At 70.8% G+C, this 16,643-nt stretch carries 20 protein-coding genes; 18 read left to right on the plus strand and 2 right to left on the minus strand.

The annotated features are described in order from the left end of the window. The first annotated feature begins 85 nt into the window (after window positions 1-85). The 4 genes from ACZ7P3_RS20135 to ACZ7P3_RS20150 all read left to right on the plus strand — a co-directional run bounded on the left by ACZ7P3_RS20135 (window position 86) and on the right by ACZ7P3_RS20150 (window position 2,061). Window positions 86-499, plus strand: coding sequence for a hypothetical protein (locus ACZ7P3_RS20135; RefSeq protein ID WP_472083434.1), 414 nt, complete (start codon window positions 86-88; stop codon window positions 497-499). A 140-nt stretch (window positions 500-639) separates the two neighbouring features. Continuing rightward, entirely contained in the window at window positions 640-1,239 is a 600-nt protein-coding gene (locus ACZ7P3_RS20140; protein WP_472083436.1) for a phage tail tube protein, read from the plus strand. 91 nt (window positions 1,240-1,330) lie between these two features. Then, window positions 1,331-1,621: a hypothetical protein gene (locus ACZ7P3_RS20145; protein ID WP_472083438.1), complete on the plus strand. Its 291-nt coding sequence runs from the start codon at window positions 1,331-1,333 to the stop codon at window positions 1,619-1,621. 65 nt (window positions 1,622-1,686) lie between these two features. Further along, window positions 1,687-2,061 (plus strand): hypothetical protein, encoded by a 375-nt coding sequence (locus ACZ7P3_RS20150; protein ID WP_472083879.1) that lies wholly within the window; start codon window positions 1,687-1,689, stop codon window positions 2,059-2,061. A gap of 18 nt (window positions 2,062-2,079) precedes the next feature. Here the strand turns inward: ACZ7P3_RS20150 and ACZ7P3_RS20155 are convergent, their stop codons facing one another. Next, window positions 2,080-3,069 (minus strand): hypothetical protein, encoded by a 990-nt coding sequence (locus ACZ7P3_RS20155; protein WP_472083439.1) that lies wholly within the window; start codon window positions 3,067-3,069, stop codon window positions 2,080-2,082. Between the two features lie 285 nt (window positions 3,070-3,354). Here ACZ7P3_RS20155 and ACZ7P3_RS20160 point away from each other — a divergent pair, with 285 nt between their 5' ends. After that, window positions 3,355-3,567, plus strand: a complete 213-nt coding sequence (locus tag ACZ7P3_RS20160) for a hypothetical protein (RefSeq protein ID WP_472083441.1) — start codon at window positions 3,355-3,357, stop codon at window positions 3,565-3,567. 1,044 nt (window positions 3,568-4,611) lie between these two features. Here ACZ7P3_RS20160 and ACZ7P3_RS20165 read toward each other — a convergent pair. Next, window positions 4,612-4,989 (minus strand): hypothetical protein, encoded by a 378-nt coding sequence (locus tag ACZ7P3_RS20165; RefSeq protein ID WP_472083443.1) that lies wholly within the window; start codon window positions 4,987-4,989, stop codon window positions 4,612-4,614. A gap of 60 nt (window positions 4,990-5,049) precedes the next feature. Here ACZ7P3_RS20165 and ACZ7P3_RS20170 point away from each other — a divergent pair, with 60 nt between their 5' ends. The 13 genes from ACZ7P3_RS20170 (at window position 5,050) to ACZ7P3_RS20230 (ending at window position 16,599) form a co-directional block, all read left to right on the plus strand. Next, the gene (locus ACZ7P3_RS20170; RefSeq protein ID WP_472083445.1) at window positions 5,050-5,643 is read left to right on the plus strand and encodes a hypothetical protein; all 594 of its coding nucleotides are present in this window, start codon (window positions 5,050-5,052) and stop codon (window positions 5,641-5,643) included. A gap of 45 nt (window positions 5,644-5,688) precedes the next feature. Beyond that, window positions 5,689-6,879, plus strand: coding sequence for a phage tail protein (locus ACZ7P3_RS20175; protein WP_472083447.1), 1,191 nt, complete (start codon window positions 5,689-5,691; stop codon window positions 6,877-6,879). Continuing rightward, the gene (locus tag ACZ7P3_RS20180; protein ID WP_472083449.1) at window positions 6,876-8,150 is read left to right on the plus strand and encodes a phage tail family protein; all 1,275 of its coding nucleotides are present in this window, start codon (window positions 6,876-6,878) and stop codon (window positions 8,148-8,150) included. Before ACZ7P3_RS20175 ends, ACZ7P3_RS20180 begins: the two co-directional genes overlap by 4 nt. Window positions 8,151-8,177: 27 nt before the next feature. Beyond that, the gene (locus ACZ7P3_RS20185) at window positions 8,178-9,098 is read left to right on the plus strand and encodes a phage distal tail protein (RefSeq protein WP_472083451.1); all 921 of its coding nucleotides are present in this window, start codon (window positions 8,178-8,180) and stop codon (window positions 9,096-9,098) included. A gap of 82 nt (window positions 9,099-9,180) precedes the next feature. Beyond that, window positions 9,181-10,404 (plus strand): hypothetical protein, encoded by a 1,224-nt coding sequence (locus tag ACZ7P3_RS20190; protein ID WP_472083453.1) that lies wholly within the window; start codon window positions 9,181-9,183, stop codon window positions 10,402-10,404. 25 nt (window positions 10,405-10,429) lie between these two features. Beyond that, window positions 10,430-11,617: a hypothetical protein gene (locus tag ACZ7P3_RS20195; protein ID WP_472083455.1), complete on the plus strand. Its 1,188-nt coding sequence runs from the start codon at window positions 10,430-10,432 to the stop codon at window positions 11,615-11,617. 25 nt (window positions 11,618-11,642) lie between these two features. Then, a complete protein-coding gene (locus ACZ7P3_RS20200; RefSeq protein ID WP_472083457.1) occupies window positions 11,643-12,662 on the plus strand; it encodes a hypothetical protein in 1,020 nt (339 codons plus the stop codon). A 27-nt stretch (window positions 12,663-12,689) separates the two neighbouring features. Further along, window positions 12,690-13,868 carry a hypothetical protein gene (locus ACZ7P3_RS20205; RefSeq protein WP_472083459.1) on the plus strand — a complete coding sequence of 393 codons (1,179 nt, stop codon included), beginning with the start codon at window positions 12,690-12,692 and terminating at the stop codon, window positions 13,866-13,868. Continuing rightward, entirely contained in the window at window positions 13,868-14,599 is a 732-nt protein-coding gene (locus ACZ7P3_RS20210) for a hypothetical protein (RefSeq protein ID WP_472083461.1), read from the plus strand. Before ACZ7P3_RS20205 ends, ACZ7P3_RS20210 begins: the two co-directional genes overlap by 1 nt. Before the next feature lie 16 nt (window positions 14,600-14,615). Next, window positions 14,616-15,050, plus strand: coding sequence for an ATP-binding protein (locus ACZ7P3_RS20215; protein WP_472083463.1), 435 nt, complete (start codon window positions 14,616-14,618; stop codon window positions 15,048-15,050). Window positions 15,051-15,116: 66 nt separating this feature from the next. Beyond that, entirely contained in the window at window positions 15,117-16,034 is a 918-nt protein-coding gene (locus tag ACZ7P3_RS20220; RefSeq protein WP_472083465.1) for a peptidoglycan-binding protein, read from the plus strand. A 26-nt stretch (window positions 16,035-16,060) separates the two neighbouring features. Continuing rightward, window positions 16,061-16,336 carry a hypothetical protein gene (locus ACZ7P3_RS20225; protein ID WP_472083467.1) on the plus strand — a complete coding sequence of 92 codons (276 nt, stop codon included), beginning with the start codon at window positions 16,061-16,063 and terminating at the stop codon, window positions 16,334-16,336. Next, entirely contained in the window at window positions 16,333-16,599 is a 267-nt protein-coding gene (locus tag ACZ7P3_RS20230) for a hypothetical protein (RefSeq protein ID WP_472083469.1), read from the plus strand. The genes ACZ7P3_RS20225 and ACZ7P3_RS20230 overlap by 4 nt, the downstream gene beginning before the upstream one ends. Window positions 16,600-16,643 lie beyond the last annotated feature (44 nt).

Raw genomic sequence — 16,643 nt, forward strand, 5'->3', positions numbered from 1 at the left:
CCGCTTCCCGGTGCCGGGGTCCCGGGCCCCGCGCCCGCCACCCACCGCGCGCCCCGCGCGCCCTGCAGCCACGAGGTGACCCGGCATGACCACACCCACTCCACCGAGCGCGTTCCCGGACGTCGAGGCCCTGGTCGTCGACATCCTGAAGCAGGATCCCGCGCTCGCCACGGCGCTCGTCACCGTCCAGCCGCCGTCCGACTTCAACGGCACGACCGCCGCCGTCCTCGTCAACCGGCGCGGCGGCGCATGGATCGGCGAACTCCACGTCGACCAGCCGCTGATCGAGCTGGAGGTGTACGGCCCGACGAAGCAGGCCGCGCACGTCCTGGCCAACGCGGCCCGCCGCGCGCTGCTGGCCACGGCCGGCAATCGCTACGGCACCAACCTCGTCACCGAGGTGGAGGAGCAGGACGGCCCGCGCTGGCTGCCGGACTACCTCTACCACGCGGCCAACCGCTATGTGAGCGTCCACAAGGTGTACCTCGACGTCTACTGACGCACACCCGGACGGCTTCCGACGGCCGCCGCACCCCACAGACCGAAGGCCCCGCCGACCCGGCGGGGCCTTCGCCGTACCCGGAGCAGCCGGGTGCGGCACACCCCGCTCCACCCTTCATTCCAAGGAGAGACACCACCATGGCAGGTACCAACTCGTCCGAGATCCGCGTCGCCGGCGTAGGCCGCCTCTACGTCGCCACCGCCGACACCAAGGTCCCGACGACCTTCTCCACCGACACCTCCACCGACTGGGCCAGCTGGAAGAACCTCGGCTTCACCACCGGTGACGGCGTCACCTTCAGCAAGAAGGACAAGCTGGAGCCGATCGACGTGTGGCAGGCCGTCAGCCCGGTGCACTTCGTGTACTCGGACCGCGACCTGACGCTGAAGTTCTCGCTGCTGCAGTTCAACGAGGACACGCTGCCGTTCTTCATGGGCGGCGGCACCGTCGACGCGGTGACCGGTTCCACCGGCGTCTACAAGTACGACATCGCCGGACGGCCGTTCGCCGACGTGCGCGCCCTCGGCCTGGAGTTCACCGACGTCCGGGCGAGCGACGGCACCGCTGTGACCTACCGCTTCGGCATCCCGCGCGGCCAGGTCACGGCGGCGGACGACATCAAGCTGGCCCGCAAGTCGGCCTCCCAGCTCGGCATCACCTTCACGGCGATGTCCCCGGGCGACACCTCGCCGCTGGCCACCTTCGTCATGAAGGACGCGGCGTACGCCGCCGGCTGATCCAGCCGGACCACGGCGGGGCGGGCCACGCCCCCCCCCGCCACCCCTTCTTCGTCATCTGTCCCACGGACTTCAAGGAGCACCCATCACCATGGCCGGTTTCGACGTCAACGCAGCCCGCGCCCAGCGCCTCGAAGCCCTCGGCCGTACCTGGTCGTTCGACCTCGACGGCGAGAGCTACACCCTGCCCACGGAGCTGACCCGCGCCACCGCCAAGGCGCTGCGCAAGCTCGACGACAACGACGTCGACGGGCTGCTGAGGCTGCTCATGGGCGAGAAGCAGTTCGCCCGCTTCGAGCAGCACGAGGTCACCATGCAGGACATCGCGGCCGTCCTGGAGGCCTACGGCAAGGAGACCGGGCTCGGCCTGGGGGAAGACTGAGCCTCGTCGGGTTCGTCGACGAACACGCCGAGGCCCTCGAAGCGGACCTGCTCCGCTACTACGGCATCGATCTGCTCGACTGGCACCGCGACCGCCTCTCCGCCCGGCGGCTCGCGGTGCTCGTCAAGCACCTGCCGCGCGACAGCGCGCTCAACCGCGAGCTGCACGGCGAGGCGGCCGACTGGTCGGTGACGGACCATCTGCTGGCGGCGGCCGTGGACCATCTGGCGGCCGCCAACTGGATGTTCACCTGCGTCAACTCGGACGAGGGCGACCAGCCGGAGCCACCGGCGCCGGTGCCGCGCCCGGAGTACCGGGACAGCGAGGAGGACGAGGAAGCCGAGGAGGCTCCCCGGGACACGGAGCGGCCGGTGCCCGGCCAGGGTTCGCCGGGCGGGCAGGCCCCGTCCGCGAGCCAACTGGCCCGCTTCTTCGGCTGACCGGCCGGCCCGCCGGGCTCAGCGCCGCCCCGGCGGACCCGGCGGGTCGTCGCGTCGGCGGGCCGGGGCCCTGCCCTCCATCTCCTCGGCGAGGGCGCGGGCCTTGTCGGAGAGACGGGGCCGGTCCTCGCCACGGGCGAGGGGCGGGGCCGGCTGTTCCTGCGTCTCCGCACGGCGTCCCTTGTCCCGGCCGGCACCCGCATCGCCCTGCCGGGCCAGCGGAGGCACGCTGGGGCGGCCGTTGCGCCGGACGACCGGTCGCCGTTCCGACGGGGCCGGCCGTTTCTCCCGTACCTCGCGGGCGGAGATCAGGAAGTCGCCGGTGGAGCCGGATCCGGTCTCCGTCTCCGTTCCGCCCGGACCGTCGGTGGCTTCACCGTCCGCAGCGACCCGCACCGGGCCGTCCGTCTCGTCGTACGCCCGCTCGTCGCGCACGGGTGCCGGATCGGCGCCCGCACCGGTGCCGCCCTCGAACACGGGCACCGGGGTCCCGTCCGCCAGGGACCGCTCCCGTTCGCCGCGCTGCTCTACTCGCGTCACTTCCGAGGGAGGGCGGAGCAGTTGGACGTAGGGCAGCTGAATGACCTCTCCGCCGCCGTTGCCTTCCCGCTCGCCCTCCGGCCGACGGTCCCGGCGCGGCCGGCGGCCGGTACGGGCGTCCTCCTGCCCCTGGAGGTAGGCGGCCGTGATCCGCTGCTCGTACGCCTGCCGGATGGCCGGAAGTTGCTCGTCGACGACATCGGCCCAGCCCGCGCTGTAGGCGGCCAGCTCACGCCGGTCGAGCTCGGCGCGCGGAAGGATCACGAGATCTTCCGGCTCGTGGCCGAGGCGCAGGACGAGCTCCGACAGACGTGCGATGAGATGTGGCAGATCGGAGGCCTGTTCGAGCCAATCGATCACGTGCCGTTGTCGCGCGTTGCTCGCGTCCCCGTCCACCCCGTTGGCCTTGCTCTCGTCCCTGCCCCATCGCGCCCCCCGCGCGAGAACGGCCGCCCCGTCGCCGTCCACCGTCGTGTGACTGGCCCTCAGACCCCCTGCAAGACCTTGCTGTTCGCTCTTGGTTCACCGACGGGAGGAACGGCCGGATCCTACTCCACGGCTTTGCCACACCCTCCACCCCACCCCCACAACACCGCGGGCCGTGCCTGCGCGGCCACGGAGAGTTCTCGGCAAACACGGAACGGCACCACAGGATTACTCGTACACTAGTTCGAACAGACGCTTCGAACGCCACAGGAGCGCCGCCTGTACCACGCAGCACAGCCCAGCGGACGGAACGGAAAGCAGGACGACATGGCGACTGGCCCGAGCAACTCCCCGCAGCAGCCGATCGACACCTACACCCACCTCGCCGACCTGCTGCGCTCCCCCGCGCCCGACGGCGAGGCCCTGCTCGACCGGCTGTACGCGGAACTGCTCACCCGGGAGTCACGCGCGTACGCGGCGGGGTGGTCGGACGCGCTGACGGAGGCACGGCGCGCGCGGCGGGGCCGACAGCTCTCCTGACCGGCCCCAGGCGGCGACCGCCGCCGATCACGCTCGCGGCCCGGCAGGCGCGGCGGCTCTGCGGGAGGCGAGCACGAACGTGCACCAGACCTGCTTCGCGTCGAACCCGGTACGGTGCCACCCCCACCGCCGAGAGACCGCCTCGACGAGCCGAAGACCCCGTCCGCCCTCGCCCAACGGATCGGCGCTGCCAGGCAGTTCAGGCGCCCGGTCCGGGGCGTGATCCAGCACCATCACCCGCAGCAACGGAGGCACGGACTCCCGCCCCGAGCCCAGCACGAGTTCCAACCCGGCAAGCCCGCCCCCATGCCGTACGGCGTTCGCGCACAGCTCACCTGGAGGAGAGGGAAACCGGCCCCCACATCGCGATCCGCGACTCCAAGCACCCGGAACTGCCCTGGGCCACCGTGGGCCTGCAGGCGTGGACGGAGTTCACCGGCGCCCTGCGGACGGGCCGGCTGCGGCCGGAGCCGTGGCGGCCGGCACTCCCCGACGGTCGGCCGCGACGGAAGAGACGTTTCTCAGGGACCGCCGGGCTGCCGCCGACCGGTGGCGGCCGGTATTCCTGGACGTGCCCCGATGAACACCCAGAAGACGGGATAGCGCCGCCGCACGCTTCATCGTGGCCATGACCGCCGCACCGTCGGCCGGCGCTTCCGTCATGAGAACGACGACCACCGTGTGACCTTCAAAGCTCCCCGATGCGTCGAGGACCGCTTCCAGAGTGGGAGCCAGGCGCAGCGCGTACGTGTCGCGGAACGGCTCCTTCTTCAGCAAGCGCTGCGGAGCGTTGTCCCGGGACGCGCCACGCAGTCTCTCCGTCGGCGTTCGCTCGTCGAGCCAGTCATCCGCCCAGGCATCGAGGCCATCCGGCTCTGGAGCGCGGACTCTGACCGGCTCGTCGGACGAAGAACCAGACACCCGCGTCCACCCCGCCGAACTCGGTCTCCGCCGGCCGTAGCGCGAACCTGGCACCGTCTGCTGCCAGGAAATGCAGGTGACCACCCGGGACACCCACCGCAACAGCAGCATTCACCTCCGGCTTCACCGCCAGAGCAGATACGCGGTGTAAGCCACGGCGATCAGGACCCCGACGAGACCGAACACGCCCTCGGTGGTCCTCCAGAACGGGCGCTGGAGTTCAAAGAGCGACTTGGCCCGTCTGGGCCTCTTCGGGTCATAGACGACCTCGATCGAACTCCTGCCGATATCGGGTATGTCACCGGGACTGACGTCCAGTCGATGCCTTCGCCCCTCGGTGTCCTTGTAGTTGAAATCCGCAGAGTAGATACCACCGACCCAACTCTCCCCGCCCCGGTGAGCCCTCGTACGGACCCCGCGCTTACTCAGCCGCACTCGCGCGGAAATTCCAGAGACACCCATCACCACAAAGAACAACGGCAGTAAATACCCGACCAGCATTTCCCCTCCCCGGCAGACAATGGGGCAGCCTAACACACCGCAAAGAGGAAGGAAAGGGTCTTGAGCGGCCAGACGACCAAGAAAAAGAACAGTGAAGACCCGATCGTCGAGCTAGAAAAAAAGGTGGCGAATCTCGCCGAGGACATAAAAGACAAGTACATGTTGAAGGCCCTGGAGAAACAGTACAGGGACGACTTCATGAAGATTCTTGCGCCCACGCTGCTCATCACCATCGGCGCGCCTGCGTTCTGGACATCCAGCTCGATCATCGAAAAGTATCTGGAAAGCAAGTTCAACATCACCCGCAACAAGTGGGGCTTCCTCTGGCGCCAGTCCGAGGACACGCGCCGGCAGGCCCTGCCGGAGAAACTGAAGCGAACAAACGGCCGGATCAATCTGCTGGAGCGGTCTGTCGCGAAGCTCAAAAGAAAGTCGGCGACACGGCAACAGATACGGCCCATCTTCGACAAACTGAAGGGAACAAATCGTCGGGTCAATCTGCTGGAAGAGACTGTCGGAAAGCTCAAAAGACAAGCGAACACCACTCGGCAGCAGGTGCGGCACAGCCCCGCTTCTCCCGCGCTGGCCGGAGAAACGGACAGACTCCGCATCCTGGAGACCCGAGTGAACCTGCTCACGGACGCTCTGGGTTAAGCGGACAGGGAATCGTCCAGACGTTCATCAACCAACGGAGGCTCCATGTCTCTTGTGCAATCTCTGCGCCGTTCGTCCACCGCACTCGGTGACTTCAAGAGCAAGTCGGACGCCTCGGCCCGGGCCGCGAAGGAACTCGGCGACAAAGCCACGGCCGGAAACAGCGGACTGACCCGCGTCAAGTCTTCTGCCCAGTCGTCCGCGAGAGAACTAAAATCCCTCAAAACCGCCACCGACCAGGCCGAGAAGTCCCTCGGAAAGGCCGGCAAGACCGGCTCCAGCGCCGGGAAGAACCTCGGGAAGTACGAGTCCGGGGCGAGTAAGGCGGCCAAGGGCCAGGACAAGATGAACAAGTCGATGAAGGGCAACTTCTTCGGCATGCTCATGGGCCTGCTCCAGCCGCTGATCGAGAAGGTCGTCGACATGGCGACCCACTCGAAGACGATGCAGAAGGTCATGAAGCAGGCCTTCACCGTCATCAAGTCCGTGATCGGCAGCGTCATGAAGGCCATCGGGCCGATCATGAAGAACGCCGCGAAGCTGATCAAGTCGGTCTGGTCCGGCATCAAGTCGGCGATCTCGTCCGTCGTCACGGCGATCGTCAACGTCATCCGGTCCAGCGTCAACGCCTGGAAGTCGGTCATCGGCAACGCGCTCAAGGCGATCAAGTCGGTCGTCTCCGGCGTCTGGAACGGCATCAAGGCCGTCATCTCACCGGTCGTCAACTGGATCAAGTCCGCGATCCCGAACGCGTTCCGGGCCGTCAAGGACCGGCTCTCCAGCATCTGGGGCGGCCTCAAGGGCATCGCGAGCAACGCCTTCAACGGCATCAAGAGCGCGGTGACCGGCCCGATCAACGCCGTCATCGGCATCATCAACCGTGCGATCAGCGCCCTGAACGGCATCCATGTGTCCATCCCGGGCTGGGTGCCGATGGTCGGCGGCAAGACCTTCGGCGTGAGCCTGCCGCACATCCCCGCCCTCGCCACCGGTGGTGTCGTCATGCCCCGCTCCGGCGGTGTACCCGCACTCCTGGCGGAGGCCGGTGAAGCCGAGGCCGTGCTGCCGCTCAGCAAGCTCGACCGGCTGCTGCGCAGGGCTGCCGCGCAGGGCCGGGCGTACGCCGGCGGCTCCGGCGAAGGCGCACTGCACATCGAGCACTACTACGCGGCCGAGCAGAGCAGCCCGCAGCGGACCGCCGACGCCCTGATGTTCCTGGCGAAGGCACGCGGATGAGCGCCGCGGCGCCTTCGGTGGCCGCTCTCTTCCAGGGCGTCCCGGCCGCCCTGCGCTCCTTCGGGAAGGGCACCGGCCAGGCAGACGGCGCGCTGCGTTCTCTCACATCCCGCATCAAAGGCGCCTCCGGCGGGGTCGACCGCGTGCGTTCCGCCGCCGGCCAGAGCACCACGGCCGTGCGCCAGGTGAAGGAGGGTGCCGAGACCGCCACCCGTTCCGTCGCCAAGGCAGGGCGGACCGCCGCCACGTCGGCGTCCGGCGTGAAGTCGGTCGGCAGCCGGGCCAAGGCCACCGCTCGCTCTCTCGGCAAGCTGGCGACCGGACTGGGCGGTGTCCTGGCCCTGGTCGCTAGCCTCATCGACGTCGCCGGCCCTCTCGGCACACTCATGGACAAGTTCGGCACCGCCATGACCATCGGCTCCGGCGTGATGATGCTGATCAACCTCATCACCCGCGCCAACCCCATCGGCTTCGTCACCGGCATCCTGCTCCCGGTCGCCGGCTGGCTGCTCGATCTCGCGATGAACTCCGAGACCGGGCAGCGGCTGATGGAGCAGCTCGCCACGCTCGTGCTGAAGTACGTCGAGGGCGTCCTGGCCTTCCTCGCGCCCGTCCTCAAGGTCATCGCGACCGTGGTGAGCACCTACGTGACCGGCTACCTGCACATCATCGCCGGCACGCTCACCGCCCTCAGCACGCTGATCGGCACCGGGTTCGCCGTCCTGAAGGCCCTCACCACCGGCGACACCCACGCCCTCAGCGGCAGGGTCTCGGCGATCTGGCACGGGTTCAAGGACGCCGTCCGGCCGGTCACCGACTGGATCGGCAAGAACGTCCCCCAGATGTTCCAGCGCGTCAAGGACGCCGTCTCGGGCACCCTGCGCGGCATGGGCCGGTTCGTCACCACCGGCGCCCAGACCGTCGCCGGGGTCGTCAAGGGCCCGATCCAGGGCCTGATCGCCTTCGCCAACTGGATCATCGACGGGCTCAACAGCCTCAGCTTCAGCTTCTTCGGCAAGAAGTTCGGCATCCATCTGAACAAGATCCCGATGCTCGCGGAAGGCGGCATCGCCGTACCGGGCGCCCACCCCCGCGCCGGCCGGGTGCTGCCCCTCAGCGACCTGGAGCGGCAGCGGGCGCTCGCCGCCCGGCACCGGATGACCACCCGACCCCGCCACCGCATCGAGGAGTTCCACGAGAGCCGGGGCGCCGGCGCCTTCGGCACGGCAGAAGACCTCCTCTTCCTGGCCTCCGCCCACGCCTGCGCATGACAGTCACGACAGTGAGGTGACGGCCCGATGGCCGAGACGATCACAACCGCATACACCGACGACGTTCCCCCCGGTTCACTCATCACCCTCGACGGGCAGATGCAGTGGGCCGGACTGCTGATGGGCCCCGGCACGCCGTACGAGATCGACAGCGGCGGCCTCACCGGCTGGGAGGACCTGCCCGACTACGACACCTCCGACGCCGACCACCCCACCTCGCACGGCGCCTGGCCGGGCGCCCGCTACGCCAAGCCCCGCAAGGTCGGCGGCACGGTGTGGACCGTACCGCCGCAGGACGACACCGCCTCCTCGCTCGCCGCGATGCGTGCGCTGCGCCAGGCGCTGCTCCTCGGCGACGCCGAACGCTGGCTCGCGGTCCGGCTGCACGGCGAGACGCTGGCCGTGCGGGCCCGGGTCAGCCAGCGGGTGCTGGCCGCCGACCGGACCTACACCACGCAGGGCGTCTCCAAGGCGTCCGTGCAGTGGTACGCCACCGACCCGCGCCGCTACGCGGTCACCGAGCAGGCCGCGGTGACCGGCCCTCCACAGCCGGAGAGCGGTCTGACCTGGCCGCTGACCTGGCCGCTGTACTGGGGGCAGGCGGCCTCCACCGGTGACGTCGACGCCGACAACGACGGCTCCGCGCCCACCCACCCGGTGATCGTCTTCACCGGCCCGTGCGTCAACCCGACGGTCACCGACCGGGTCTCGGGCCGCCGGCTGAGCTACGACATCCCGCTCGCCGCCGGCGACGAGCTGGTCATCGACACCTCGGCCGGCACGGTCACCCTCAACGGCACTGCCTCGCGCCGCCACACCGCCGCGGCCGACAGCAGCCCCGAGGAGCTGTTCGCCTTCGAACCCGGACGCGCCCAACTGGCCTTCCGCCCCGACGACTTCGGGCCCGGCGCGCAGCTGACGGTCCGCTGGCGGTCCGCGGAGTGGTGAGCACAGCGCGGACGCGCGGGGCGGCCGCCGCACCAGCGCCTCGCCCTCATCGTCCGCTCCGCAGACACCAGGAGATCCTGATATGAACCTGCGCAGCTCATGGGTCGCCTCGACCGGCCAGACCCGCGAGGACACCCGCCTGACCCAGCTGGGCGCGACCACCCCGGTCAACCCGCTCCAGGTCCGGTCCGGCGTCCTGCCCGGCTCCTACGACGGCACCTTCCGTGTCTCCGGCTTCTGGCTGGAGGGCCGCTCGGGCAGCATGACCGCCACCGTCCACGAGGGCCGTGCCGTCGTCCAGGCCGGCGCCACCCAGGGCGCCTACCCGGTCACCCTGGCCGAGCCGATGACCGTCACCTTCGCCGACGGCGATCCCGTGAACAACCGCATCGACCTCGTCGTCCTGCGGATCTACGACGCCCAGTACGACCAGCAGGGCTCCGCCCTCACCATGGCCTCCCTGGAGATCGTCCCGGGCACCGCCTCCGCCGCCCCCGTGGTCCCCGCGGTCCCCGGCATCGGACTGCCGGTCCACCAGGTGCTCGTCCGCGCCGGGGCCAGCGCCGGCAAGGGCGGTATCAACTGGAGCACCGACGTCACCGACCTGCGCTCGACCACCGTCGCGGTCGGCGGCATCCTGCCCGCCTACGGCGACACGGGCCCCGGTGCCTACCCGGGCCAGTACCGCGACGCCGGGGGCGCCCTGCAGCGCTGGGACGGCTCGGCGTGGGTGTCCTATCCGAGCGCGCTCGGTGGCATCGCCCCGAACGGCGGTGTCACCACGGCCAGTTACACCGGCCAGTACCGGGACACACCCGGCGGACTGCAGCGCTGGAACGGTTCCTCGTGGGTGACGTACCAGCCCGTCCCGGCCTGGACCGACTACACGCCGGTGTGGCGCGCCGAGAACGGCACCGCCCCCGGCATCGGCAACGGCACGCTGGCGGGTTCGTACGCCAAGCTCGGCACGGTCGTGCACGTGCGGATCTATCTCAAGATCGGTTCGACGACCAACCTGCCGGCCCAGAACGCCGATGCCAACTGGACGTTCTCGCTGCCCGCCCCGCCGCCCGCGCTGCCCGTCTGGAAGCTGGACGGCCGTGTCCTTCGCGCGGAGGCGTTCGACGCCTCCGCCAACCTCCTCTTCCAGGGCTCGGGACTGCTCGCGACGGCCGACGGCGGCGTCGTCCGCTCGTTGCGCGACACCCTCGCCGGCAGCACCGGCCTCTGGGACAAGTCGCTGCCCTTCACCTGGGCCGCCGGGGACGTGCTGTCCATCCACGGCACCTACGAATCCGCTTCCTGATCCGGTCGCACGAAAGGACCCGCGCATGAACGTACGCTCCGCATGGCTGCCGCTCACCGGCCAGACCCGGGAGGACACCCGGCTCACCGCACTCGGCGCCCTCACCCCGACCTCGCCCGCGAGCAGCCGCTCCGGTGTCCTGCCCGGCTCCTACCAGGGCCAGTACCGGATCTCCGGCTTCACGCTGACCGGCAACAAGGGGGCGATGACGGCCGTGGTCAACGCGGGCCGTGCCGTCATCCAGGCCGGGGAGTCGCGCGGCGCCTACCCGGTGGCGGTCGTGGACCAGCCGGCCCTCACCTTCGCCGACGGCGACGCCACGAACGACCGCATCGACCTGGTCGTCCTGAGCGTCTACGACGACGCCTACGACGGCACCGGCCGCACCGAGGCCGTGGTCGAGATCGTCCGCGGCACGCCCGGCTCCCCGGCGACCCCGCCCACCGCGCAGGGCCTGGCCCTGCCGCTGTTCCAGGTCAGGGTCCCGGCCGGGGCGAGCACCGGGCACGGCGGCATCAACTGGGACACGGCGCTGACCGACCTGCGCACCCCCACCGTGTCCCTCGGCGGCATCCTGCCGACCACCGCCGCCGACACCGTGGCCGGCGCCTATCCGGGCCAGTACCGGGACCTCGACGGCACGCTGCAGCGCTGGGACGGCACGGCCTGGGTCGCCTATCCGAAGGGCTTCGGCGGTATCGCCCCCTCCGCCGTGACCACCGGCGGCTACACCGGCCAGTACCGCGACGCGCCGAACGGCGTACTGCAGCGCTGGAACGGTGCGGCCTGGACGCCGGCCGTGGTGACGCCCGCGTTCACGTCGTCCCTGGATGCCGGGTCCACCAAGTCGGCCACCTACACGCCCACCCTCACGGACACCACCGTCACCTCGCTGACCCTCAACTTCACCGCACCGCCCACCGGCGCGGTGCTGCTGCACTTCGGCGCGCGCATCTCGACCGCCGGCAGCACCACCGCCGCCGGGTTCATGGCCCCGAAGATCACCCAGGGCAGCACCGTGATCTTCAGCCCGGACGACGAGAACTCCTGCTCGCACGGCGGCACCGTGGGCGCCTCGGTGGCCACCATGTGGCGGCTGTACGGGCTGGCCCCCGGTCTGCTCTACACGATGACCGCCCACTACCGCTCCAGCGACGCTGCCGTGACCTGCTGGTTCGACAACTTCTTCATGCGCGTCGACCCGGCCAACTGATTCTCCTCACTCGAAAGGAGCCGTCATGCCCGTACGCTCCGGCTGGCTCTCCCCCGGCAGTCAGTCCCGGGAGGACACCCGCCTCGTGTCGCTCGGCGCGCTGACCCCGCTCTCGCCCGTCGCCACCCGCTCCGGCATCCTGCCGGGCTCCGCGGACGGCCAGTTCCGTATCTCCGGCTTCACCGTGACCGGCACGCCCAACACCATGAGCGCCACGGTCAGCCCGGGCCGCGCCGTCATCCAGGGGGCCGACAGCCGCGGCGCCTACCCGGTCGCCCTCACCGAATACCTGCCGCTGGCCTTCGCCGACGGCGACGCCCAGTACGACCGGATCGACCTGGTCGTACTGCGGATCTACGACGACGCCTACGACGGCTCCGGCCGCACCGAGGCCGCGGTCGAGATCGTCCCGGGCACCCCGGCCGCCGTCCCCGCGGTGCCGGCCACACCCGCCCTGGCGATCCCGCTGTACCAGGCCGTCATCCCGAAGGGGTCGAGCGCTGCCAAGGCGCCCACCTGGTCCTCGGCGCTCACCGGGCTGCGGACCACCACCGTCGCGCTCGGCGGCATCCTGCCGGTCACCACCGACACCGCCAACGGCGCCTACCCGGGCCAGTACCGCGACCTGGGCAGCGTGCTCCAGCGCTGGAACGGCACCGCCTGGGCCGACTACCAGCCCCCGGTCGCCGTGGAGACGGCCACCACGGGCGCCACCGCGGCCACCGACTGGACGCTGACGGCGTACAGCGCCCGCCGCACCCGCGGCGTGTGCTCCTTCACCCTGGGGCTCACCCGCAGTGGCGCCGCCATCACGGCCACCGCCGCCGGCACCACCAACCCGGGCAACCTGACCGACCAGCTGATCGCCACCCTCCCGGCGGGCTGGCGGCCGGCCGGCGAGACCATCGCGACTGCCACGGACGGATACGCCGACGGCTCCGTCCGCATCCTCCCCGACGGCTCCGTCTACTTGCTCACCTGGGCCACCAGCGGTGTCATCCAGACCGGCAACTATCTGCGGCTGTCCGCCTGTTACGTGCTGTGACGACCGTGCCGAGGAGCTGACAGCCGCATGACCACGAACACCCCCTACCGCGCGATCTTCTGCGATCTGCGCACCGACCGGACCATCGACATCCTTCCCCTGCGCGACGTCACCGTCGACGACTACATCGGCAAGCCCGGGTCGCTCTCCGGCACCATCCCCGTCCCCGACACGGCGATGGCCGCCCGGGTCCGCCGCATCGAGGAAGGCCGCACCTCGGTCTACCTCCAGCGCGGTGACGACCTGTGGTGGGGCGGGATCGTCTGGACCAGCACCCTGCAGAGCGACGACCACGGCGTGATCACCCTGGGCATCCAGGCAGCCACCTTCGAGTCGTACGCGGGCCGCCGGATGATCCGGGCAAGTCCCCAGAAGGGGGACGATCCCAACTACAACGCGTACGACCCCGCCTACGCGCTGGCCTTCTTCCCGCGCCAGGGCCTGCAGGTCGACCAGTTGGACATCGCCCGCGGCCTGTGGGAGGACATGCAGAAGAGGCTGCCCGGCGGGGACATCGGCGTCACCTACGGAAGCGAGGTGTCCCAGCCGCCGCAGTACCGCGTCGTGAGCTACCGCGACGGCGACGAGACCGTCTACCTGGACGCCCTGAACACCCTCGCGGCGACGGAGAACGGCTTCGAGCACTACATCGCCGTCTACACCGATCCGGCCACCGGGGCACGCGTACGCCGGCTACGGCTGGGCAGCCCGAAGATCCTCACCGGGAGCAGCGATCTCGTGCTGGACCGGCCGGGCTCGATCCTCGCGTACTCCTTCCCGCGGGACGCCACCCGCGGGGGTACCACCGCCCGGGCCCGCGGGGCGTCCGTCAACACCAACCAGGCCTCGGAGTCCCGTCCGCTCGCTTCCGGCGTCGCGATCCACTCCGCCCTGATCGGCCAGGCCGGCTATCCCCGCATCGACCTGTCCTCCGACCACAACGACATCACCGACGCGGCGGCCCTGGACTCCCTCGCCCGTGCCGAACTGGCCGCGGCGACCGGGGCGGTGGTGATCCCGGAGATCACCATCCGCCTGGACGACCTCGTGCCCAACGCGCTCCTCGGCCGGACCGCCCGCATCCGGATCACCGACGCGTGGTGGGCCGAGGGCCTCGACGCCCGGTACCGGATCGTCGGCGTCAAGGTCGACCCGGCGCAGCGCGGGCGTCCCGACACCGCGGACCTCTACCTGGAGGAGGCCTGATGCCCCAGTTGCCCGAAGACATCATCGACCGGCTCACCCAGATGGAGCGGCGGATCCAGCAGCTGGCCACCGCCGTGAACACCCGCCCCGCCCTGAACAAGATCTCCGGTGGCGGTGTGGAGATCTCCGACGGTGGCTACCTCGCCGTCCGGCCGCCGAGCGGCGGTGACGCCGTCTTCGCGGTCGGCCGCTGGAGCGGTGACGAGTACGGCCTGGCGATCCGTCGCCAGACCGGCGCCAGGGCACTGACCCTGCAGAACGGCGACGGCACCAGCACCTCGGCGCAGCCGCTGCGCATCTTCGACTCCTCCGGGGACCGCGAGCTGTTCTCCGACGACATCGCCACCGGCGGCCTCGCCCGGCCCTGGCTGCCCATGCTGCCCCCGCAGGACACCAGCACCGCACGCTGGCCGCAGACCAACGCGACCGCGTGGACGACGATCGCGATGTCCTACAACGTGGTCTGGCAGCCGTACATGCGCCTGCTGGTGAACACCCGGGCCGGCTCCGGCGCCACCGGCTACGTCCGGGTGCTCGTCAACGGCGCCCCGTGGGGCAGCACCGTCACCGCACCGGCGGACTTCGACTACACGGGTCCGGTCGCCGCCGACTTCACCTCGGTCTTCGGCAAGCAGATCAAGGTCGAGGTCCAGGCGTACGTCTCCAGCGCCTCCGCATACGTCTACGCCAACCCGGTGCTCATGCACGGCAGTCAGACGATCAAGCCCTGAGGAAGGCAGCACACGCATGAACATCGACACCAGCCAGCCCTGGGGTCTCGCGATCGACTACGCGGGACGCGCCACCATCACCGAGGCGGGCCACACCATCCACATCAACGTCTCCGACACCAGTCTGAGCGGCGTCATCGGGCCGGACTCCATCACCGGCACCTACTCCCCGGTCACCGTCGAGGCCCAGTTCACCGAGACCGGCGCGAACGACGCCGTCCTGCGGGGCTGGGGGCGTGTGACGGTGATGCCGGTCGGCACCGACCCGGTCGTCCCGGACCAGACGGCGGTCCAGCGGGCCGTCGCCGGCTGCCTGGCCGACTTCCAGGCCGGGGCGGCCGCGTACGCCGAGCTGTGCGCCAAGTGGGCGGCCGACGGGGGTGGTTCGGACGACCGAGGCACCACCGGCACCGGCACCGACAGCACCACCGGCACGGACCCCGGCGCCTGATCCCCGTACGTTCCCCGCCCCCGCCCCGAGCCCACCGGCCGGGGTTTTTTCATGTCTGGAGTCCACATGGCCACACCCCTGTCCGCCGACGCCCTCGTCTCCGCCCTGCGGGCCGAGGGCGTCTCCGTCGTCGAACACCCCGGCTGGCGCACCCACAACCGCAATCAGAAGGGCAGCTGGGGCCCGGTCAGCGGCGTCGTCATCCACCACACCGTCAGCTCCGGCACCGGCTCCAGCGTCAGCCTGTGCTTCAACGGCGACTCCGCCCTGCCCGGCCCGCTGTGCCACGGCGTCATCGCCAAGGACGGCACGGTCCACCTCGTCGGCAACGGCCGTGCCAACCACGCCGGCGGCGGCGACCCGGCGGTCCTGCAGGCCGTGATCACCGAGACGTACGGCGACCGGCCGCCGGTGCCGCACGAGCACGAGGGCAGCCCGGGCGCCGTCGACGGCAACTCCCGCTTCTACGGCTTCGAGTGCATCAACCTCGGCGACGGCCACGACCCCTGGCCCGCCGAGCAGCTCGACGCCATCGAGCGGGTCTCGGCGGCGCTGTGCCGGGCCCACGGCTGGGGCGCCAAGTCCGTGATCGGACACCTGGAGTGGTCCGACTGGAAGAGCGATCCGCGCGGCTTCTCCATGACCGGCATGCGCCGGCGGGTCCAGACCCGGCTCGCCTCCTCCCACGGCGGCGGGACTCCCCCGCAGCCCCCGCAGCCCCCGCGCCCGCCCCAGTACGAGCCGTTCCCCGGGGTCTCCTTCTTCAAGGCCCAGCCCGACTCCCCGATCGTCACGGCGATGGGCCGCCGCCTGGTCGCCGAGGGCTGCGGCCGCTACCGCGTGGGCCCGGGTTCCCACTGGAGCGAGGCCGACCGCACGTCGTACGCCGCCTGGCAGCGCAAGCTCGGCTACACCGGCTCCGCCGCCGACGGCTGGCCGGGTCCGACGTCCTGGGCCGCGCTGAAGGTCCCCCACAGCTCCTGAGCACCCCCGAAAGAGCGAGGTTCCCCATGTCAGAGGCCGCCAAGCGCACCGCCCGTACCGTCCTGCAGACCGCTGTCGGCCTGTGCGTGCTGCTGCCGACCCTCGTCGACACCGCCGGCATCCCGAGGACGCTCCCCTGGGCCGCGGGAGCCCTGGCCGCCGCCGCGGCCGTGACCCGGCTGATGGCCCTGCCGGGCGTCCAGGCCCTGCTGCCCGCCTGGCTGCGTACGGACACCCGGCCCAACACCGACGCCGACCTGCTGTCGCTGTCCGAGGCACCCACGGAGCGGAGGGAGGCATGATCGAACCCTCCTCCCTCTCCGACCCGGCCGCCGTCGCCGTGGAGCTGGAGCGGCTGCGCGGAACCGTCGAGGCCGGGTTCGCCCGGGTCGACGGTTCGCTGGCACTGCTGGTCCAGCGCAGCGACCAGACCGACAGGCAGCTCGCCGACCACGAACAGCGGCTGGACGCCCTGGAGCGCACCCGCTGGCCGCTGGCCAGCATCGGCGCCCTGGCCGCCGTGGCCACGGTGGCCGTCACGGCCTGGGAACTGACCGCGCGCTGAGCACGCCGAAGGGCGGCCACCCCACGGGGTGACCGCCCTTCGGT

Source organism: Streptomyces sp. NPDC107581 (assembly GCF_055657175.1).